The organism is Aeromicrobium sp. Leaf289 (assembly GCF_001423335.1).
In the GTDB taxonomy this organism is placed as follows: domain Bacteria; phylum Actinomycetota; class Actinomycetes; order Propionibacteriales; family Nocardioidaceae; genus Aeromicrobium.
This window is the reverse complement of the sequence record NZ_LMNK01000002.1, coordinates 294,493-312,849: the sequence shown is the minus strand read 5'-3', so window position 1 is coordinate 312,849 and position 18,357 is coordinate 294,493. Positions and strand designations below refer to the sequence as shown.

At 73.3% G+C, this 18,357-nt stretch carries 19 protein-coding genes; 13 read left to right on the top strand and 6 right to left on the bottom strand.

Features of this window, described 5'->3' with window-relative positions:
- Positions 1 to 5: 5 nt before the first annotated feature.
- Complete coding sequence (locus ASF37_RS05370) at positions 6 to 1,595, top strand: FMN-binding glutamate synthase family protein (RefSeq protein ID WP_056579409.1); 1,590 nt, start codon at positions 6 to 8, stop codon at positions 1,593 to 1,595.
- A gap of 20 nt (positions 1,596 to 1,615) precedes the next feature.
- On the opposite strand, the gene ASF37_RS05365 is transcribed toward ASF37_RS05370, so the two are convergent.
- Complete coding sequence (locus tag ASF37_RS05365; protein WP_082506481.1) at positions 1,616 to 2,509, bottom strand: LysR family transcriptional regulator; 894 nt, start codon at positions 2,507 to 2,509, stop codon at positions 1,616 to 1,618.
- A 72-nt stretch (positions 2,510 to 2,581) separates the two neighbouring features.
- Here ASF37_RS05365 and ASF37_RS05360 point away from each other — a divergent pair, with 72 nt between their 5' ends.
- Entirely contained in the window at positions 2,582 to 3,478 is an 897-nt protein-coding gene (locus ASF37_RS05360) for an EamA family transporter (RefSeq protein ID WP_082495320.1), read from the top strand.
- 37 nt (positions 3,479 to 3,515) lie between these two features.
- On the opposite strand, the gene ASF37_RS05355 is transcribed toward ASF37_RS05360, so the two are convergent.
- Positions 3,516 to 4,064: a TetR/AcrR family transcriptional regulator gene (locus tag ASF37_RS05355; protein ID WP_056580430.1), complete on the bottom strand. Its 549-nt coding sequence runs from the start codon at positions 4,062 to 4,064 to the stop codon at positions 3,516 to 3,518.
- Between the two features lie 46 nt (positions 4,065 to 4,110).
- On the opposite strand from ASF37_RS05355, the gene ASF37_RS05350 reads away from it, so the two are divergent.
- Genes ASF37_RS05350 through ASF37_RS05335 form a run of 4 tightly spaced genes read left to right on the top strand, consistent with a single transcriptional unit; the run spans position 4,111 to position 10,052 of the window.
- Entirely contained in the window at positions 4,111 to 5,736 is a 1,626-nt protein-coding gene (locus ASF37_RS05350; RefSeq protein ID WP_056579405.1) for a carboxyl transferase domain-containing protein, read from the top strand.
- A 7-nt stretch (positions 5,737 to 5,743) separates the two neighbouring features.
- Positions 5,744 to 7,615: a biotin carboxylase N-terminal domain-containing protein gene (locus ASF37_RS05345; RefSeq protein WP_056579403.1), complete on the top strand. Its 1,872-nt coding sequence runs from the start codon at positions 5,744 to 5,746 to the stop codon at positions 7,613 to 7,615.
- Entirely contained in the window at positions 7,612 to 8,571 is a 960-nt protein-coding gene (locus ASF37_RS05340) for a hydroxymethylglutaryl-CoA lyase (protein WP_235499954.1), read from the top strand. The genes ASF37_RS05345 and ASF37_RS05340 overlap by 4 nt, the downstream gene beginning before the upstream one ends.
- Positions 8,572 to 8,627: 56 nt before the next feature.
- Complete coding sequence (locus ASF37_RS05335; protein ID WP_056557096.1) at positions 8,628 to 10,052, top strand: NAD(P)/FAD-dependent oxidoreductase; 1,425 nt, start codon at positions 8,628 to 8,630, stop codon at positions 10,050 to 10,052.
- On the opposite strand, the gene ASF37_RS05330 is transcribed toward ASF37_RS05335, so the two are convergent.
- Positions 10,049 to 11,623 (bottom strand): methyltransferase domain-containing protein, encoded by a 1,575-nt coding sequence (locus ASF37_RS05330; protein WP_056579402.1) that lies wholly within the window; start codon positions 11,621 to 11,623, stop codon positions 10,049 to 10,051. The genes ASF37_RS05335 and ASF37_RS05330 overlap by 4 nt on opposite strands.
- A gap of 65 nt (positions 11,624 to 11,688) precedes the next feature.
- Between ASF37_RS05330 and ASF37_RS05325 the strand changes: the two genes are divergently transcribed.
- Positions 11,689 to 12,258 carry a helix-turn-helix domain-containing protein gene (locus ASF37_RS05325; RefSeq protein WP_056579400.1) on the top strand — a complete coding sequence of 190 codons (570 nt, stop codon included), beginning with the start codon at positions 11,689 to 11,691 and terminating at the stop codon, positions 12,256 to 12,258.
- A gap of 18 nt (positions 12,259 to 12,276) precedes the next feature.
- On the opposite strand, the gene ASF37_RS05320 is transcribed toward ASF37_RS05325, so the two are convergent.
- Positions 12,277 to 13,275: a DMT family transporter gene (locus tag ASF37_RS05320; RefSeq protein WP_056557105.1), complete on the bottom strand. Its 999-nt coding sequence runs from the start codon at positions 13,273 to 13,275 to the stop codon at positions 12,277 to 12,279.
- A gap of 39 nt (positions 13,276 to 13,314) precedes the next feature.
- Between ASF37_RS05320 and ASF37_RS05315 the strand changes: the two genes are divergently transcribed.
- Both ASF37_RS05315 and ASF37_RS05310 read left to right on the top strand, forming a co-directional pair.
- Positions 13,315 to 13,854, top strand: coding sequence for a CGNR zinc finger domain-containing protein (locus ASF37_RS05315; RefSeq protein WP_056579397.1), 540 nt, complete (start codon positions 13,315 to 13,317; stop codon positions 13,852 to 13,854).
- On the top strand, positions 13,851 to 14,471 hold the full coding sequence (locus ASF37_RS05310; RefSeq protein ID WP_056579396.1) for a GyrI-like domain-containing protein: 621 nt from the start codon (positions 13,851 to 13,853) through the stop codon (positions 14,469 to 14,471). Before ASF37_RS05315 ends, ASF37_RS05310 begins: the two co-directional genes overlap by 4 nt.
- Before the next feature lie 101 nt (positions 14,472 to 14,572).
- Here the strand turns inward: ASF37_RS05310 and ASF37_RS05305 are convergent, their stop codons facing one another.
- Positions 14,573 to 15,253, bottom strand: coding sequence for an EcsC family protein (locus ASF37_RS05305; RefSeq protein WP_055961816.1), 681 nt, complete (start codon positions 15,251 to 15,253; stop codon positions 14,573 to 14,575).
- 77 nt (positions 15,254 to 15,330) lie between these two features.
- On the opposite strand from ASF37_RS05305, the gene ASF37_RS05300 reads away from it, so the two are divergent.
- From ASF37_RS05300 to ASF37_RS05290, 3 genes are all read left to right on the top strand, one after another.
- Positions 15,331 to 16,290 (top strand): phosphotransferase, encoded by a 960-nt coding sequence (locus ASF37_RS05300; RefSeq protein WP_055961813.1) that lies wholly within the window; start codon positions 15,331 to 15,333, stop codon positions 16,288 to 16,290.
- 17 nt (positions 16,291 to 16,307) lie between these two features.
- The gene (gene aat, locus ASF37_RS05295; RefSeq protein ID WP_082482085.1) at positions 16,308 to 16,997 is read left to right on the top strand and encodes a leucyl/phenylalanyl-tRNA--protein transferase; all 690 of its coding nucleotides are present in this window, start codon (positions 16,308 to 16,310) and stop codon (positions 16,995 to 16,997) included.
- 85 nt (positions 16,998 to 17,082) lie between these two features.
- On the top strand, positions 17,083 to 17,355 hold the full coding sequence (locus ASF37_RS05290) for an HU family DNA-binding protein (RefSeq protein WP_200914486.1): 273 nt from the start codon (positions 17,083 to 17,085) through the stop codon (positions 17,353 to 17,355).
- 111 nt (positions 17,356 to 17,466) lie between these two features.
- Here the strand turns inward: ASF37_RS05290 and ASF37_RS05285 are convergent, their stop codons facing one another.
- Positions 17,467 to 17,772 (bottom strand): rhodanese-like domain-containing protein, encoded by a 306-nt coding sequence (locus ASF37_RS05285; RefSeq protein ID WP_235493094.1) that lies wholly within the window; start codon positions 17,770 to 17,772, stop codon positions 17,467 to 17,469.
- Between the two features lie 117 nt (positions 17,773 to 17,889).
- On the opposite strand from ASF37_RS05285, the gene ASF37_RS05280 reads away from it, so the two are divergent.
- Positions 17,890 to 18,333 (top strand): ATP-binding protein, encoded by a 444-nt coding sequence (locus tag ASF37_RS05280; RefSeq protein ID WP_162239939.1) that lies wholly within the window; start codon positions 17,890 to 17,892, stop codon positions 18,331 to 18,333.
- Positions 18,334 to 18,357: the final 24 nt, after the last annotated feature.

Below are 18,357 nucleotides of genomic sequence, written 5' to 3'. Positions count from 1 at the left end.
ACGGCATGATCCGGTGGCTCGCGGTCCTCGCGCTGGTGGTGGCGGCTGTGGTCGGGTGGGTGCTCGCACTCGGGACGTCCGCGCTGTGGTGGTGGGCTGCGGCCCCGCTCGCCGTGCTGGCGGCGACGGGGCTGCACGACCTGCTGCAGCGTCGGCACAGCATCCTGCGCAACTACCCGGTGCTCGGGCACGCCCGCTTCGCGATGGAGCGGCTGCGGCCCGAGATCCAGCAGTACTTCATCGAGTCCAACACCGGTGGCACGCCCTTCGACCGCGAGACCCGGGACCTCGTCTACGACCGGGCCAAGGGCAACCACGGCGAGGAGCCGTTCGGCACCGAGCGCGACGTGAACGCCGTGGGCTACGAGTTCGTGGCCCACTCGATGCGGGCCCGCACCAAGCCCGACGTCCGCCCGACCGTGCGGCTCGGTGGGCCGGAGTGCACGCAGCCCTACGACATCGCCCTGCTGAACGTGTCGGCCATGAGCTTCGGGTCGCTGTCGGGCAACGCGATCGAGGCGCTCAACGGCGGTGCGGCGCTGGGAGGCTTCGCCCACGACACCGGCGAGGGTTCCATCTCCCGGTACCACCGCAGGCGCGGCGGCGACCTCATCTGGGAGATCGGGTCGGGCTACTTCGGGTGCCGGACCGAGGACGGTGGCTTCGATGCCGCGAGGTTCGCCGAACGGGCGGTCGACCCACAGGTGAAGGCGATCTCGATCAAGGTGTCGCAGGGCGCCAAGCCGGGCCTGGGCGGTCTGCTGCCCGGCGCGAAGGTGAACGACGAGATCGCCGAGGCGCGAGGCGTCGCGATCGGCACCACGGTGGTCTCCCCGCCCACGCACCGTGCGTTCGACACGCCCCTCGGGCTGGTCGACTACGTCTCTGAGCTGCGTCGGCTCAGCGGCGGCAAGCCGGTGGGGTTCAAGCTGTGCATCGGCTCGCGGCGGGAGTTCCTGGCGGTCTGCAAGGCCATGGTCGAGCGCGACAGCACTCCGGACTTCATCATCGTCGACGGCTCCGAGGGCGGGACGGGGGCCGGGCCGGTCGAGTTCGAGGACCACGTGGGCATGCCGCTCACCGAGGGCCTCATGTTCGTGCACAACGCCCTGGTCGGGACCGGGCTGCGCGACCGGGTCAAGATCGGCGCGAGCGGCAAGGTCGCGACCGGGATCGACATCGTGAAGCGGATCTGCCAGGGCGCCGACTTCACGCTGGCGGCCCGCGCCATGATGTTCGCGGTCGGGTGCATCCAGGCCCAGACCTGCCACACCAACACCTGCCCGGTGGGCGTCGCGACGCAGGACCCGTGGCGCGCCCGGGCCCTCGTGGTCGACGACAAGGTGCACCGGGTGCGCGACTTCCAGGCCAACACGGTCAACAGCGCACAGCAGATCGTCGCGTCGATGGGGCTGGACTCCTTCGACGACCTCACCCCGCGCAAGCTGTTCCGGCGCGTCGACCCGCAGGTGACCCAGACCTACGCCGAGCTCTTCGAGTGGCTCGAGCCCGGCGCCCTGCTCGCCACGCCGCCGGAGGGCTGGGTGAGGGACTGGAGCACGGCCTCGCCGGAGACGTTCGAGCCGAAGCTCTAGCGCCGCCGCGGATCGCCGGTTCAGACCTCGACGTCGACGAGGAGGTCGTGGAGCAGTCGTCGTGCGGGGTGGTCGGTGGTGGCGCGCCGCCAGACGAGCTGGACGCGTCGCTCGGGCACCGGGTCCACGACGGGCACCGTGACGACCTCCGGGGGCAGGGGCCCGCGACCCATCCGTGGGACGAGCGCGACGGCCACGCCCGCAGCGGCGAGCGCGAGGTGCGAGGCGTACTCGTGGTCGATGTAGCGCAGCTCGGGCCGCAGCGCGTGACCGGCGAACATGGCCACGAGCCAGTCGTGGCAGATGCTGCCGGCAGGCGTGCACACCCACTGCTCCTGCACCAGGTCGCGCGGGGTCACCGACGTCCGGGTGGCGAGCGGGTGGTCGCGGTGGACCACGAGGTCGGCCCGGTCGGTGAGCAGGGGCGCCGCGTCGACGCCCGGGGGGATCTCGAGGTGGACGGACTCCCAGTCGTGCACGAGCCCGGCGTCGGCGGTGCCCCGTGCCACCTGGAGCACGACGTCGCGCGGGTCCGCCTCGACCACCGTGACCCGCAGCTCCGGTGCCTCGACGGCCAGGCGGGCGAGCAGGGGTGCCACGAGTCCGCGGTTCGCCGTCGCGAACGTGGCCAGGTGGAACGGCCCCTGGGGGCGGCTGCCGTCGCGCCCGAGGTTCGACAGCGACTCCAGCTCGTCGAGCACCGCCGACCCACGCTCGGCGAGCAGTCGGCCGACGTCGGTGAGGACGACGCCGCGTCCCACCCGCTCCAGCAGGGGACGGCCCTGCTGCCGCTCCAGTCGCTTGACCTGCTGGGAGACCGCCGACGGCGTGTAGCCCAGGGCGTGGGCCGCGGCCACGACGCTGCCGTGCTGGTGCACGGCGAGCAGGGAGCGGAGGGCGCTCAGGTCGATCATGCAGGAACCGTACATGGAATCGTGAAGAAAGCATCGCTGGACGTACACGGTCTTGACCACCAGACTGGCTCGGTGACCCGTCGTGACAGCCTCCTCGCCGTGCTCGTCGCCGTCCTGTGGGGCGGCAACTTCGTGGCCATCCACCTCGGCCTCGAGGGCGGTGACGGTGAGGACGTCCCCCCGTTCCTGTTCCTGGCGATCCGCTTCGTGCTGGTGGCCCTGCCTCTGGTGTTCCTGGTCCCGCGGCCGAAGGCGTCGTGGCAGGCCGTGGTCGCCGTGGGCGCGTTCATGAGCCTCGGCCAGTTCGGCCTGCTGTACCTCGCGCTCGCCACCGGCATGCCGGCCGGTCTCGCCTCGCTGGTGCTGCAGGCCCAGGTGGTGCTGACCATCGTCATCGCGGCGGTCGCCCTCGACGAGCGGCCGAGCCGGCGCCAGGCGGCCGGGGCCCTGGTCGGCACGGCGGGGCTGGTCGTCGTGGCGGTCGGCTTCGGCGCCGGTGCGTCGATCGTGCCCCTCGTCGTGACGGTGGGCGCCGCGCTGTCATGGGCGATCGGGAACGTCGTCGCCCGTGCGGCCAAGGTCGAGTCCGGACTCTCGCTCGTGGTGTGGTCGGCGCTCGTGGTCCCCCTGCCGTGCCTGGCGGTCTCGTGGGTCGTCGACGGCCCCGACGTCATGGTCGAGGCGATGGCCGGTTTCGGCTGGGCGGCGCTGCTGAGCACCCTGTACACCGTGGTCGGCGCGTCGCTCGTGGGCTACACGATCTTCAACGGCCTCATGGCGAAGCACCCCGCGTCGTCGGTGGTGCCGTACATCCTGCTCGTGCCCCCGGTCGGGATGCTCAGCGCCTGGCTCGTGCTGGGGGAGGTGCCGAACGTGCTCGAGGCGGTGGGTGCCCTGGTCATGCTGGTGGGCGTGACGGTCGCGGTGACGTCGAGCCGGCGACCCGCCGTGGTGGCGGCCCCTTCCTGATCGCCCCCTCCTGACGGTCCAGCGGCGCGACCGGGCGTCAGCCGAGCAGCGCGGCCCGCGCCATCCGTGCGAGCAGGACCCGCAGGTCGGCCTCGGCGATGCGCGCGCTGTGCGGGGTGGAGTTGAGCAGGCCGAACGTCGCCTGCACGGCGGCGCGGGCGGCGGTACGGGTGAGGTCGTCGCGGAGCGTGCGCACGACGTCGACCCACACGTCGACGTAGGCCAGCTGCAGGGCTCGCACCTCGGCACGGGCGTCGGCGTCGAGGGAAGACCACTCGCGCTCCTGCACCACGATGTAGGCGGGGTGGGTGACGGCGAAGTCGATGTGCCAGTCGATGAGAGCGTCGAGCCGACCCGGTCCGTCGGGTGCGGCGGACACACGTGCCCGACCGGTCTCCAGCAGCTCCGTGCTGATGTCGACCAGCGCCTGGGCGAGCACTGATTCCTTGCTGCGGAAGTGCTTGTAGATGGCCGGGCCCGAGATCCCCGACGCCGCGCCGACGTCGCCGACGCTGACGCCGTGGAAGCCGCGGGCGGCGAACAGCTCGACCGCGCTGCGGGCGATCTCGCGACGGCGGTCGGACATGGCACGACCGTACCGCATCTGGTTAATGGGTGTTAACCTCAGGCGCATGAGCACCGGCTCCCCCTCCACGCTGCGCGACCTCGTCGACGAGCTGCACGAGCGCACCGCCCGCGTCCGCCGGGGCGGCAGCGACGCCTCGCGCGAGCGGCACGTCGCCCGCGGCAAGCTCCTTCCGCGCGACCGGGTCGACCGTCTGCTCGATCCTGGCTCGCCGTTCCTCGAGATCGCGCCCCTGGCGGCCTACGGGATGTACGGGGGCGACGGGCCTGCGGCTGCGGACGAGTACGCCGTGCCGAGCGCGTCGATCATCACCGGCATCGGCCGCGTGGCCGGCCGTGACGTGATGGTGGTGGCCAACGACGCCACCGTGAAGGGCGGCACCTACTACCCGCTCACGGTCAAGAAGCACCTGCGCGCCCAGACCGTGGCGCTGCAGAACCGGCTGCCCTGCGTCTACCTCGTCGACTCCGGGGGCGCCTTCCTGCCGATGCAGGACGAGGTGTTCCCCGACCGCGACCACTTCGGCCGCATCTTCTTCAACCAGGCGCAGCTGTCGGCGCGCGGCATCGCGCAGGTGGCGGCCGTCATGGGCTCGTGCACGGCCGGCGGTGCGTACGTGCCGGCGATGAGCGACGAGTCGGTCATCGTCAAGGAGCAGGGCACGATCTTCCTCGGCGGGCCCCCGCTCGTGAAGGCCGCGACGGGCGAGGTCGTGACGGCCGAGGACCTCGGTGGCGGCGACGTGCACGCCCGCACGTCCGGCGTCGTGGACCACCTGGCCGACGACGACGCGCACGCCCTCGACATCGTCCGCTCCATCGTCGGCACCCTGGGTCCGGCCCGCACCCACCTGGAGCCGCAGCCGGCGCTGCCGCCGCGCGAGGACCCCGAGACGCTGCTCGACGTCGTGCCCGTCGACGGACGCACGCCCTACGACGTGCGCGAGGTGATCCGCCGCGTCGTCGACGACTCGCGCCTGCACGAGTTCAAGCCCCTCTACGGCGACACGCTCGTGTGCGGGTTCGCGCACGTGGAGGGCTACCCCGTCGCCATCGTCGCGAACAACGGCATCCTGTTCAGCGAGTCGGCCCTCAAGGGTGCCCACTTCGTGGAGCTGGCCAACCAGCGCGGCATCCCGCTGCTGTTCCTGCAGAACATCACGGGCTTCATGGTCGGCCGCGAGTACGAGAACGGCGGCATCGCCAAGGACGGCGCGAAGCTCGTCACCGCCGTCGCGTCCAGCGTCGTGCCGAAGCTGACCGTGATCATCGGTGGCTCGTTCGGTGCGGGCAACTACGGCATGTGCGGCCGCGCCTACGACCCCCGCTTCCTCTGGACCTGGCCCAACGCGCGGATCTCGGTGATGGGCGGCGAGCAGGCCGCGTCGGTGCTTGCCACGGTGCGCCGTGACGGCATCGAGGGGAAAGGCGGCGCGTGGTCCGCGGAGGACGAGGAGGCGTTCAAGGCGCCGATCCGCGACCAGTACGAGGTGCAGGGCAACCCCTACTACGCCACCGCGCGCCTGTGGGACGACGGCATCCTCGATCCGCGCGAGACCCGCCGGGTGCTCGGGCTCGCCCTCCAGACCTGCGCGAACGCGCCCGTGCCGTCGTTCGCCGACCGACCCGACCTGGACGGTGGAGCCCCCGGCTTCGGCGTCTTCCGGATGTGATCCCCGCATGACCACCCTCCAGACCGTCCTGATCGCCAACCGCGGCGAGATCGCCCGCCGCGTGGTCCGTGCGTGCCGGACCGCCGGCCTGCGCAGCGTCGCCGTCTTCACCGACCTCGACGCGCACGCGCTCCACGTGGAGGAGGCCGACGAGGCCGTGCGCATCGGCTCCTACCTCGACGTCGAGGAGGTCGTGGCCGCTGCCGTGTCCTCCGGTGCCGACGCCGTGCACCCGGGCTACGGCTTCCTGTCCGAGAACGCCGCCTTCGCGCGTGCCGTGGAGGCCGCCGGGCTCGTGTTCGTGGGTCCGTCGCCCGACGTCATCGAGCTGATGGGTCGCAAGGACCGGGCCCGCGAGGTCGCCGAGCGGGCCGGCGTTCCGGTGACCCCGCGGTACGAGACCGACGACGTCCCCGCCGACGCCTACCCGGTGCTCGTGAAGGCCGCGGCGGGCGGTGGCGGCAAGGGCATGCACGTGGTGCGCCGCCCCGAGGACCTCGCCGACGCCGTGGCCACCGCTCGTCGAGAGGCGGCGTCGTCGTTCGGCGACGACACCCTGCTCGTCGAGGCCTACGTCGAGGGCGGCCGCCACGTGGAGGTGCAGGTCTTCGGCGACGACCACGGCACCGTCGTGCACCTCTTCGAGCGCGACTGCTCCGCGCAGCGTCGCCACCAGAAGGTCGTCGAGGAGGCGCCGGCCCCGGGTCTCGATCCGGCGCTGCGCACGTTGCTGCACGACTCGTCCGTGGCGCTGTGCCAGGAGGTCGGCTACGTCGGCGCGGGCACCGTCGAGTTCCTCGTCGCGGACTCCCCCGAGGGGCAGACCGCCTACTTCCTCGAGATGAACACGCGCCTCCAGGTGGAGCACCCCGTGACCGAGCAGGTGACGGGCCTCGACCTCGTGCAGTGGCAGCTCGACGTCGCGGCGGGCCTGCCGCTGCCCCTCGCGCAGGACGAGGTCACGTGCACCGGCCACGCCGTGGAGGTGCGCGTGTACGCCGAGGACCCGTACACCGGGTTCCTCCCGCAGGCCGGGCACGTGCTCGACGCGCGCTGGGGCTCTGTCGATCTGCCGCCCACGGCCCGGCACCCCCGCCGGGCCGAGGTCCACGCCTCGATCGAGGGGGAGGCGGTCGTCTCGTCGGCGTACGACCCGATGCTGGCCAAGCTCGTCGCCCACGGGCCCGACCGCGACGCCGCGGTCGACGCGCTGCTCGACGTCGTCGACGCCTCTGCGGTGGAGGGCATCGAGACGAACCTCGGCTGGGTGCGGCGGCTCGTCGACTCGCCGGAGTTCCGCGCCGGCGAGGTGCACACCGGCTGGCTCGACGCCTACGAGGGCCCGCTGCTGGAGCGGCCGTCGGTCGCGCCCGAGGCGCTGCGATCCGCGGCGCTGCTGCTCGGCGAGGCCGACGACGAGTCGCCGTTCGGTCGCGGCGACGGCTGGCGCTCGGCCGGTCCCCCCGTGCCGCTGACGGTGCACGTCGCCGAGCCCGACGGCACGACGCACGACGTCGTCGAAGATCCCGGTCTCGCGCATGCCGACGCGACCGCGCGGGGGCGCCGCGTCTGGGCCACCTGGCAGGGGCAGACGTGGGTGCTCGAGGCCGCCGACGCCATGCGACGCTCGTCGGTGGCGGCCGCCGGCACCGCCGACGTCGTCTCGCCCATGCCTGGTGCGGTCGTGGCGCTCGACGTCGCGGTCGGCGACGCGGTGACGGCGGGTCAGCGGCTCGGCGCCGTGGAGGCCATGAAGATGGAGCTCGCACTCGTCGCCCCCCACGACGGCACCGTCACCCACGTGGGCGCCGCCGTCGGCGACCAGGTGGCGATGGGCCACGTCGTGGTGCACGTGGAGCCCAGGGCGGACGACGCATGACGCTCCCGGAATCCCCTGCCGCCCAGGGCCCGGCACCCCTGCCGATGGTCGTGCCGGAGCGGGGTCTCCCCGAGCGCGTGACGATCTACGAGGTCGGTCCGCGCGACGGCCTGCAGAACGAGAAGGCGGTCGTCCCGCTGGAGGTGAAGGCCGCCTTCGTGCGGCGCCTCGTCGGTGCCGGGCTGCCCGTCGTGGAGGCCACCAGCTTCGTCCACCCACGGTGGGTGCCGCAGCTGGCCGACGCGGCCGACCTGGTCGAGGCCCTGCGAGAAGGACCGCGGTTCGAGCACCCGGTGCTCGTGCCCAACGAGCGCGGCCTCGACCGAGCGCTGGAGGCCGGGTGCAGCCACGTGGCCGTGTTCGCCAGTGCCACCGAGACCTTCGCGGCCAAGAACCTCAACAGCGCCCTCGACGCCCAGATGGCGATGTTCGAGCCCGTCGTGCGACGTGCCCGCGAGGCCGGCGCCGACGTCCGTGCCTACGTGTCGATGTGCTTCGGCGACCCCTGGGAGGGTCCGGTCGACCCCGACGTGGTCGTCCGCGTGGGCAGCGACCTGCTCGAGCTGGGTGCGGTGCAGCTGTCGCTCGGCGACACGATCGGCGTCGCGACCGCCGGTCAGGTGGGCGACCTCGTGCGTCGGTTCGGGGCGGCCGGGGTGGGGCCCGAGCGGCTGGCCCTGCACTTCCACGACACCTACGGCCAGGCCCTCGCCAACGTCCACGCCGGGCTGCAGGCCGGCGTCACGACCTTCGACGCCTCGGCCGGTGGCCTCGGCGGGTGCCCGTACGCGCAGAGCGCGACCGGCAACCTGGCCACCGAGGACCTGGTGTGGTTCCTGACCGGTCTCGGCATCGAGCACGGCGTCGACCTCGACGCGCTCGTGGCCACCAGCTCCTGGATGGCCGAGCAGCTGGGCAAGCCGCCGGCCAGCGCCGTGGTCCGCGCCCTGTCCTGAGCCGTGCAGCCGTTCGGCCGGGCTGCGGGCGTCTGGGGCGGTGACAGGATGGAGCCATGACGTCGGCGGTGGTGGTGGGCAGTGGACCCAACGGGCTCGCGGGCGCCGTGCGCCTGGCGCAGGAGGGTCTCGACGTGACCGTCCTCGAGGCCGCCGACCGGGTCGGCGGTGGGACGCGCACCAGCGAGCTGACCGTGCCCGGGGTGCTGCACGACGAGTGCTCGGCGTTCCACCCGATGGGCGTCGCCTCGCCCTACCTCGCGTCCCTGGAGCTCGAGCGGAACGGCCTGCGCTGGCTCTGGCCCGAGGTCGACCTCGCGCACCCGCTCGACGACGGTCGCGCCGGGGTGGTCAGCCGCGACATGGAGCGCACGGCAGCCTCGCTCGGCGCCGACGCGCGCTCGTGGAAGAAGCTGTTCGGCCCGATCACGCGAGACTTCGACGACCTGCTCGCCGACGTGCTGCGTCCCGTCGTGCACGTGCCGTCGCACCCGCTCACCCTCGCCCGCTTCGGGCTCCAGGCGGCCCTGCCGGCGAACGTGCTGGTCCGTCGCTTCGACGACGAGCCCGCCCGCTCCCTGTTCATGGGCGTGGCCGCGCACGTGTTCGGTCGGCTCGACACGCCGCTCAGCGCCTCGGTGGGTCTCATGCTCGGCGCCGCGGGCCACCGCTACGGCTGGCCGGTCGCCGAGGGTGGCTCGGGATCGATCGCAGCAGCGCTGGTCGCCCGTCTGGAGGAGCTCGGTGGCACCGTGCGCACCGGCGTCGAGGTCACGAGCATGGGCCAGCTGGCCGAGGAGATCGGCACCCGACCCGACGTGATCCTGCTCGACACCTCGCCGCGCGGCGCCCTGGGCATCGTCGGCGACGCGATCCCGCCCCTCGTGGCCCGGCAGCTGCGGGGCTACCGCTACGGTCCGGCGGCGTTCAAGATCGACGTGGCGATCGACGGCGAGATCCCGTGGACCAACGACGAGGTCCGCCGCGCCGGCACCGTCCACGTCGGCGGGTCCGCAGCCGAGATCGTCGACGCCGAGGGACGCACCGCGCGGGGAGTCATGCCGGACCGTCCCTTCGTGCTGCTCGGCCAGCAGCACCTCGCCGACCCCAGTCGCTCGCGCGACGGGATCAACCCGATCTGGGCGTACGCGCACGTCCCGCACGCGTGGCCGGGTGACGCGACGGACCTGATCCTGGGCCAGGTCGAGCGTTTCGCCCCCGGCTTCCGTGACCGGGTCGTGCAGGTGGTCTCCAAGGGCACGGCGCAGCTCGAGGCCGGCAACGCCAACTACGTGGGTGGCGACATCGGCACCGGCGCCAACACGTGGCGCCAGATCCCCCTGCGCCCCCGCCCCACGCTCGACCCGTACTCGCTCGGCGTCGACGGCGTGTACCTGTGCTCCGCCGCCACCCCGCCCGGCGGTGGCGTGCACGGCATGGGCGGCTTCAACGCCGCCGAGGCCGCCCTGCGGCGCCTCTAGGTCGCCCGCGTCGCGACGAGGATGCTGTCGCGGACGGTGTGGGCGCCCATGCCGGTGTGGGTGCGCTCGACGACCTCGGTGCGTGCGTCCCACCCGTCGCCGAGGGCCGGCAGCAGCGCCTCGGGCACGAAGAGGTCGTCGCGGTCGCGGATGCCCGCCGGCACGTCGCCCGGGTGGTGCCCCACGACGAGCAGCGTGCCGCCCGGCGCCACCGCCGCCGAGAGCCGGCGCACGACGTCGAGCATCGGCTCGGGCGGCAGGTGCACGTAGTGCGCGGTCACGAGGTCCCAGCGCTCGTCGCCCGGCTCCCAGGTGCGGATGTCGCCCACCCGGAACGACGTCCGCTCGGCCACCCCCGCCTCCTCGGCGTGCTGCCGCGCCCGGTCAAGACCGGTGGGCGAGAAGTCCATGCCCGTCACGTCCCACCCGTGCTGGGCCAGCCAGATGACGTCGGCACCCTCGCCGCAGCCGACGTCGATCGCGCGGCCCGGCGTGAGCTCCGACGCCTTCACCGGGACCTGCGGGTTCACGCGACCGCTCCAGACCGGAGCCGCCTCGCCGTACCGCTCCTCCCACGCCTCGGGCTCGCGCATCGCGGCGCGCGCGGCCTCCACGGCGGTGTCGGTGTCCTCGGCGACGAGCTGGGCGTTGAGGAGGGCGCCGGTCTGCATGCCGGCCGCGGCCGCGCCGATGACGGTCGCCATCGGTGCGGCGGCGTTGCCGACCGCAAGAACGCCGGGCACGGGGGTCGCCCCGGTCGCGTCGACCTCGAGACCCACGGCCATCGGGGTCCCGTTCATCTCGACCTGCGCCGTCGGCACGCCGAGCAGGTCGGCGACGTCGGTGCGGGCGCGTGGGAACGACGCGACGGCGATCGCGTCGAGCTCGACCACGGTGCCGTCGGCGAGGCGGACGCCCGAGAGTCGGTCATCGGTCACCAGCACCTCGACCACGACGTCGTCGACCACGCGGTGGCCCTTGGCCCGCAGCGGCTCACGCTGCCCGTGGTCCAGTGCGACGCCGTTCGCCAGGACGGTCAGCTGGTCGGTGAGCTGGCCGAACAGGCCGGCCTGGTGCAGGCCCAGGGGGCTGGTCAGCAGCACGCCGACGCGCTGGTCGCGCACCTCCCAGCCGTGGCAGTAGGGGCAGTGCAGCACGTCACGCCCCCACCGCTCGGCCAGGCCGGGGACGTCGGGCAGCTCGTCCACGACCCCGGTGGCCAGCACCACGCGGCGCGCCACGAACCGGCTCCCGTCGTCGACGGCGATGGCGAACGAGGGAACCGCTCCGGGGAGCGCCTCCGCGCCGGTGACGCGACCGCGCACGACGGTCGCACCGTAGGACTCGACCTCCTCGCGACCGATCCGGGCGAGCTCGAGCGGCGGGGTGCCCTCGCGGCCGAGGTAGTTGTGCATGTGGTCGGCCGGGGCGTTGCGCTGCTCGCCGGCGTCGACCACCACGACGGAGCGTCGCGAGCGGGTGAGGACCAGCGCGGTGCTCAGACCGGCGGCACCTCCGCCCACCACGACCACGTCGACGGCGGTGGTGTCAGGAGTGGAGTTCAGGCTCATGGGACGAGCCTGCCCCGCGCGTGCTGACTTGACAAGCAGTGTTGCCGTAATGGCAAACTGCTCCGATGGGAGCCTCCGACCTCGGCGACGTGCTGGCCGGCGTCGGCCCGCGCCTGCGCCAGCTCCGCCTCGAGCAGGAGGCCACGCTCACCGACCTGGCCGATCAGACCGGGATCTCCGTGAGCACCCTCTCGAGGCTGGAGTCCGGGCAGCGCAGGCCGACGCTGGAGCTTCTCCTGCCGCTGGCCGCCGCCCACGGCGTGGCCCTCGACGAGCTGGTCGACGCACCCGAGACCGGCGACCCGCGGGTCCGTGCCCGCCCGGTCGTGCGGCACGGGCGCACCTTCGTGCCGCTCACGCGACGCCCCGGCGGGCTCCAGTCCTACAAGATCGTCATGCCGCCCGAGCCCGGCGCGGAGCCGACCCTCCAGACGCACGAGGGCTACGAGTGGATGTACGTCCTGTCCGGGCGGGTGCGCCTCGTGCTCGGCACCCGTGACCTGACGATCGGGCCGGGAGAGGTGGTGGAGTTCGACACCCGGACCCCGCACTGGGTCTCCTGCCCCGGGCCCCACCCCGCCGAGGTGCTGGCCATCTTCGGCCCCCAGGGCGAACGGATGCACGTGCGCACCTGAGTCGGTCGACGTGGAGGGTCAGGCGCCGGGCGGGACCGGCTCGACGGTCGGACCGACCGACGTCGCGACGCTGCGCTCGCCCAGCTTCACGAGCACCACGCCGGCGAGCACCAGTGCGCCACCGACCAGCTGGGCCGGACCGGGCAGCTCGCCGAGCAGCAGCCAGGCGAAGACGACGGCCAGCAGCACCTCCGACAGCGCCACGAACGACGCGACCCGCGAGCCGAGCCGCCGACCGGCCGCGATGCCGGTGACGTAGGCGAGGGCGGCGGTCACCACGCCGAGCAGCAGCACCGGCACCCACCAGTCGACGGTCGCGCCACCCAGGGCCACGTCGCGGGTGGAGGCCGTCATGGGCAGCACGCCGACGAGGCCCCCGAGGCCGAGCACCGCGGTGCCCACCATCAGCCCACCGCCGGCGAGCGCGAGCGGCGGCACCGCCACGCGGTCGTCGGCCGAGACCAGGAAGTAGGTGGCGGCGCCGACCGTCGCGCCGAGCGCCCAGAGCACGCCGATGCCGTCGAGCGAGACTCCGGAGACCACGCCGAGCACGAGGGCCAGGCCGCCCATGGCCACCACGGCGCCGGCCACCGTGAGCCGACCCGGGCGCTCGCCCCGCGCCACCCACAGGAAGAGCACGACGGCGACCGGTGCCATGTACTCGACGAGCAGCGCCACGCCCACCTGGAGCGTCTGCACGGCGTAGAAGAAGCACAGCTGGGCTCCGGCGACGGCGAGGATCCCGTAGACCACCACGGCGGGCCCGGCGGCCCGGGCGCGGTGCCACCGTCCGCGCATCGCGAGGGCGGCGGGCACGGCCACGACGAGCGCGGCCACGCCCATGCGGATCGTCGCCGCGGCGCCCGCGCTCCAGCCGGTGTCGAGCAGCCCGCGAGCGAGCGACCCCGAGAGCCCGAAGGCGGCGGCCGAGACGAGCGCGAAGACCAGGCCGCTCGAGGTGTGGCCGGACCCGGAGGTCGACGACCGTCGAGTGCCGTCAGGAGCGTAAGTGGTCATGGCTCATGACGGTAGGGCGTCGTGGCATAAGGTGTCAACATGGTTTTCGCTCCTGACACCGAGGCGAACCTCGTCGCGGCCGTCGAGCTCGTGAACACGGCGTCGGATCCCGACACGCTGACCTCGGTGAGCGCGCTCGACGCGTACTACGCCCGGCACGGCTACACCGGCCGGCACGACCGCGACCGCGCGGAGCTCGACGCCGTCCGTGCTCTGCGTGCCGACCTCCGTGCGCTGTTCACGGCCTCCGTCGTCGACGCCGTCCGTCGGGTCAACGCCCTGCTCGACGAGCACCCTGCGCGGCTGCGGCTGGTCAACCACGGCCGCCTCGGGCACCACCTGCACGTCGCCGACGACGACAGCCCGCTCCCGTCCCGCATCGGCGTGGAGACGGCCGTGGCCTTCGCCGACGTCGTCAGCGCCGGCGAGCTGTCGCGGTTCGGCGTGTGCGCGGACGACGGCTGCGACGGCATCGTCCTCGACCTCACCCGCAACCGGTCACGGCGCTTCTGCAGCACCACGTGCGGCAACCGGTACGCGGCCGCGGAGTACCGGGCCCGCCAGCGGGAGCAGGAGTGAGCCTCGACCGGAAGACCGAGCTCGACTGCTACCGCGCCCGGAAGGGCGAGTTCCGCGTGGTCGACGTCCCGTCGCTGACCTACCTCGCGGTCGACGGCCGGGGCGACCCGAACACCTCGCCCGCCTACGCCGAGGCGCTCGGCGCGCTCTACCCCGTCGCCTACACGCTGCGGTTCGCCGGCAAGGCGCTCGGTCACGACGAGGTGGTCATGCCGCTCGAGGCGCTCTGGTGGTCCGACGACATGGCCACGTTCACGACCTCGCGGGACAAGAGTCGATGGAGCTGGACGGCGATGATCCTGGCGCCGACCTGGGTCGACGACTCCGCCCTCGCCGACGCCGTCGCCGCTGTGACGCGGAAGAAGGATCGGCCGGTCGGGCTGGAGCGGGTCACGCTCCGGACGCTCCACGAGGGCCCGTGCATGCAGACGCTCCACGTCGGTCCGTACGACGACGAGGGACCCGTGCTCGCCCGCATGCACGACCACGAGATCCCGGCCGCCGGACTACGGATGACGGGCCACCACCACGAGATCTACCTCGGTGACCCGCGGCGCACCGCGCCGGAACGGCTTCGCACCATCCTGCGTCAGCCCGTGGAGCGCGGCTCGGACTGATCGGACGGTGCGGATTCCACCGTCTCGGCGGCCTGAGGGTGGAATCTCCACCTCTCGATGCACGTGGGGCTCGTTCGGTGGAGAAGTCACCGCGCGGGGGGCTAGGCGGAGCGGATGTTGCGGTCGCGCAGCTCGCGGGCGGCGTACTGCCCGATCTGGCGCGTGGCCCAGCCGTCGCTGCCGGCGCCCACGGCGCCGCCGATGAGCGGGACGCGCCGCGCGACGAGGGTCACCGCCCGACGTCCGACGGTGCGCGTGACCAGCTCGGCCGTGACCTCCTGGGAGATGATCCGGTCGAGCTCGGGAGAGTGCATGGGCGACGTCGCGAGCGTCATCGGCGCCGAGGGCAGCTTGCCCGAGCGCAGCAGGTCCTTGACGGCGTCCTCGCCGAGCATGCAGACCAGGATCGCGTTGCGGACCCGCGGGTCCTCGAGGTCGTAGCCGCGCAGCGCCGCGATGCCGGCCACCATGTGGGCCTGGACGAGCGTCACGCCGACGACGTTGGCCGGGACGGCGACCGCCACGGCAGCGATGCCGCCGAGGTTGGTCACGAAGCCCTGGGCACCCGCGAGCGCCGTGTGGCGACGGACGTGGCGCGCGATCGCCTGCTCCACGTCGCCGTCGCTGTCCACGAGGTGCGCGTCCGCGGCCTTGCGCGCCGACGGGAGCGGTCCGAGACCGTCGATCGCCCGGTCCAGCACCTGGCGGACGAAGCCGCCGGCGACCTGGGGTGCGATCTTGTTGGTGGCGGCCACAGCCGCCTTGCCACGTAGTCCTGCCATGCCCTCATCCTAGGGACGCGGGCCTCGGCCGCCCGCCGAACGTGGGCGTGGACGGCGGGTGGCCCTACGCTCACCCCATGGACCAGGCGTTCAGCCAGCGGGTCACCTCGCGCGGCTGGCTCGACGAGGCGCACGCCTGGGTGCACGAGCGCGCCGAGGAGGCGGGGCACGTGCTCGCCGGACCCATCCAGCAGCCCCGCGTGCGGCCGTGGTCCACCCAGCTGGTCGTGCCGACCGACCGTGGACGGCTGTGGTTCAAGGCGAACTGTCCGTCGATGGCCTTCGAGCCCGCCCTGCACGAGCTGCTGGCCGGGATCGCCCCCGACCAGGTCGCGGCGCCACTCGCGATCGACCCGGGCCGCGGCTGGATGCTCACGGTCGATCGTGGCGAGACCCTCGGCGACTCGCGCGAGCCCACGCTCGCCGACTGGCGGGGCGTGCTGATCGCCACCGCGCGCCTGCAGCGCCGCCTCGCCGACCACCGCGACGACGTCCTCGCCACCGGCGTCCCGGACTGTGCCCCCGTCACCGTGCCCGACCGGTTCGACGCGCTCCTCGACCTGCTCCGGTCGGTGCCGGCGGACCACCCGTCGTTCGTGGACGCCGAGACCGCGGAGCGGCTGGCCGCGCGACGCGACGAGCTGGTGGAGGCCGTCGCCCGGCTGGCGACGTCGGCGATCCCCGTGACGGTCCAGCACGGCGACGTCCACCCCTGGAACGCCTTCGCCGACCTGCGCGTCTTCGACTTCGGCGACCTGCAGTGGGCGCACGCCCTCGAGGTCCTGAGCGTCCCGTACGGCTGGATCACCTCGCGCACCGACATCGCGTGGGACGAGGTCATGGCCACCTACGCCGAGATGTGGTCCGACGTGGCGAGCCCGCGTGACGTCGCCGAGCTCTACGCGGCCACGGCGTTCACCCAGGCCGTCAACCGCGCGCTCACCTGGTGGGAGTCCCTCGAGACCGCGACGCCCGAGGAGTGGACCGAGTGGGGCGACGCCCCGCGGCACCACCTGCTCCGGGTTCTGGAGGCCTGACCGATGGGCCCGGCCCGATGAGCCCGACACCCCTCCCGCGGTCGATGTGGGAGTTCCACCCCGACGAGTGGCCCGACGGCGACTGCGTGGCCGCGGGCGCCGACCTCGACCCGTCCACCGTGGTGGAGGCCTACCGGTGCGGGGCCTTCCCGATGCCCCACGACGACCGCCTCTACTGGTGGTCGCCGACGGAGCGCGGTGTCCTGGAGCCGTCGGCCCTGCGGGTGTCGCGGTCGTTGCGCCAGTCGGTCCGGCGCTACGAGGTCACCGTCGACACCGCCTTCGCCGAGGTCGTCGACGCGTGCGCCGACCCGAGCCGGCCCGGGGCGTGGATCGACCAGGGCGTCCGCGACGCGTACGTGCGCCTCCACGAGCTGGGCTGGGCCCACTCGGTCGAGACGCGCGACGACGACGGCGCGCTCGTGGGCGGGCTGTACGGCCTGTCGGTGGGGCGGCTGTTCGCGGGGGAGTCGATGTTCCACCGCGCCCGAGACGCCTCGAAGGTGGCCCTCGTCGCGCTGGTCGACCTGGTGGGGCCCGACGCCCTCGTCGACGTGCAGTGGTCCACCCCGCACCTGGAGTCGCTCGGCGTCGTCACGTGGCCGCGCGAGCGCTACCTCGACGCCCTCCCGGCGCTCGTGGACGCCCCCGGACCGGCCTGGGAGTCGCTCCGAGGCCCGATATCACGGGGACGAGGCACGCCGTAGGGCCCGGGGTGCCGCGGAATGTCGGTGTTTCCTCCCTAGACTGACAAGCGCACAACATCCGAATCTCCTAGGAGTCCCCGTGGCTATCTCCCGCAGCGACCTCGTCTCGGCTCTCGCCGAGAAGGCCGACACCACCAAGACGACCGCCGACGACGTGCTCAGCGCGCTCGCCGACGTTCTCATCGACGCCGTCAGCAAGGGCGAGAAGGTTGCCATCCCCGGCATCCTCTCGGTCGAGCGCGTCTCCCGTGCCGCGCGCACGGGCCGCAACCCCGCGACCGGCGAGACCATCGACATCCCCGCCGGCTTCGGCGTGAAGGTCAGCGCCGGCTCGAAGCTGAAGGCTGCCGCCAAGTGAGCTAGGGCGTGCACCGCACGCCCGGCAACGCCACGGCGAGGCCCCCGGACCACACGGTCCGGGGGCCTCGCCGCGTCCGGGCCCTGGCGTGGGCCGAGACGTGGAGCCGGGTCAGGTCGTCGGCCGCCCTGCGGCCTCCCACGCGTCCATGCCGCCGGCGAGGTTGACGACGTCGTGGCCCTGCTGGGACAGCCAGGCCGTCGCGCGGGCCGAGCGTCCACCCAGGTGGCAGACCACGAGCGTGCGGGCCTGCGGGTCGAGCTCGCCGACGCGCGTCGGCAGGTCGCCGAGCGGCACGTGCGTCGCGCCGTCGACGTGCCCGGCGTCCCACTCGTGCTGCTCGCGCACGTCGAGCACCACGAGGTCGTCGGGCAGGGGGTCGGGCAGGTCCTCGACGGTCGTCGTGGGGACGTCCACAGGTCTCACTCCTCGTCTGGTGGGGCGTCCCGCCCGTCCCACCGGCATCGTCCGTCTCGGGAGGCGAGTGGGGCCAGGGGGTGGAAAACCAGGGGGGACATGGTTACTTTGGACTATATGCGTGCAGAGGGAGAGAGCGGAGCCGGCGCCACACCGGCGTTGTCACGCCCCTCCGCGACCGTGCGACTGCCGTTCGAGCCGTCCACGCCGAGCATGGCGCGCACCAAGCTCGCGGGCTTCCTGACCGTCCATCGCGCCAGCCCCGGCACCATCGACGACGCCCTCATCGTGCTGAGCGAGATGGTCGCGAACGCCGTGGCCCACGGCCGGCCCGCCGCCGACGGCACCATGGAGATCGGCTGGACGATCGACGTCGATCGCCAGCTGCTCGAGATCAGCGTGCACGACGGCGGCGAGGGCGCCTCGCTCGAGCCGATCGACTTCGACGAGGACTCCCTCAGCGGTCGTGGCCTGTCGATCATCAACCGGGTGGCCGACCGCTGGTGGGTCGACATGTCGGCCGGAACGCGCGTGGGCGCCGAGCTCGCCCTCGACCACTGACGACCCTCTCCTCCGCAGACCTCG

What these genes read in the sequence shown, in the direction of transcription:
- ASF37_RS05335 (WP_056557096.1), top strand. Translation starts at nt 8,628, where the DNA reads ATGACGTCGGCGGTGGTGGTGGGCAGTGGACCCAACGGGCTCGCGGGC.
- ASF37_RS05345 (WP_056579403.1), top strand. Translation starts at nt 5,744, where the DNA reads ATGACCACCCTCCAGACCGTCCTGATCGCCAACCGCGGCGAGATCGCC.
- ASF37_RS05330 (WP_056579402.1), bottom strand. Translation starts at nt 11,623, where the DNA reads ATGAGCCTGAACTCCACTCCTGACACCACCGCCGTCGACGTGGTCGTG.
- ASF37_RS05305 (WP_055961816.1), bottom strand. Translation starts at nt 15,253, where the DNA reads ATGGCAGGACTACGTGGCAAGGCGGCTGTGGCCGCCACCAACAAGATC.
- ASF37_RS05340 (WP_235499954.1), top strand. Translation starts at nt 7,612, where the DNA reads ATGACGCTCCCGGAATCCCCTGCCGCCCAGGGCCCGGCACCCCTGCCG.
- ASF37_RS05325 (WP_056579400.1), top strand. Translation starts at nt 11,689, where the DNA reads ATGGGAGCCTCCGACCTCGGCGACGTGCTGGCCGGCGTCGGCCCGCGC.
- ASF37_RS05320 (WP_056557105.1), bottom strand. Translation starts at nt 13,275, where the DNA reads ATGACCACTTACGCTCCTGACGGCACTCGACGGTCGTCGACCTCCGGG.
- ASF37_RS05350 (WP_056579405.1), top strand. Translation starts at nt 4,111, where the DNA reads ATGAGCACCGGCTCCCCCTCCACGCTGCGCGACCTCGTCGACGAGCTG.
- ASF37_RS05280 (WP_162239939.1), top strand. Translation starts at nt 17,890, where the DNA reads ATGCGTGCAGAGGGAGAGAGCGGAGCCGGCGCCACACCGGCGTTGTCA.
- ASF37_RS05365 (WP_082506481.1), bottom strand. Translation starts at nt 2,509, where the DNA reads ATGATCGACCTGAGCGCCCTCCGCTCCCTGCTCGCCGTGCACCAGCAC.
- ASF37_RS05300 (WP_055961813.1), top strand. Translation starts at nt 15,331, where the DNA reads ATGGACCAGGCGTTCAGCCAGCGGGTCACCTCGCGCGGCTGGCTCGAC.
- ASF37_RS05355 (WP_056580430.1), bottom strand. Translation starts at nt 4,064, where the DNA reads ATGTCCGACCGCCGTCGCGAGATCGCCCGCAGCGCGGTCGAGCTGTTC.
- ASF37_RS05370 (WP_056579409.1), top strand. Translation starts at nt 6, where the DNA reads ATGATCCGGTGGCTCGCGGTCCTCGCGCTGGTGGTGGCGGCTGTGGTC.
- ASF37_RS05315 (WP_056579397.1), top strand. Translation starts at nt 13,315, where the DNA reads ATGGTTTTCGCTCCTGACACCGAGGCGAACCTCGTCGCGGCCGTCGAG.
- aat (WP_082482085.1), top strand. Translation starts at nt 16,308, where the DNA reads ATGAGCCCGACACCCCTCCCGCGGTCGATGTGGGAGTTCCACCCCGAC.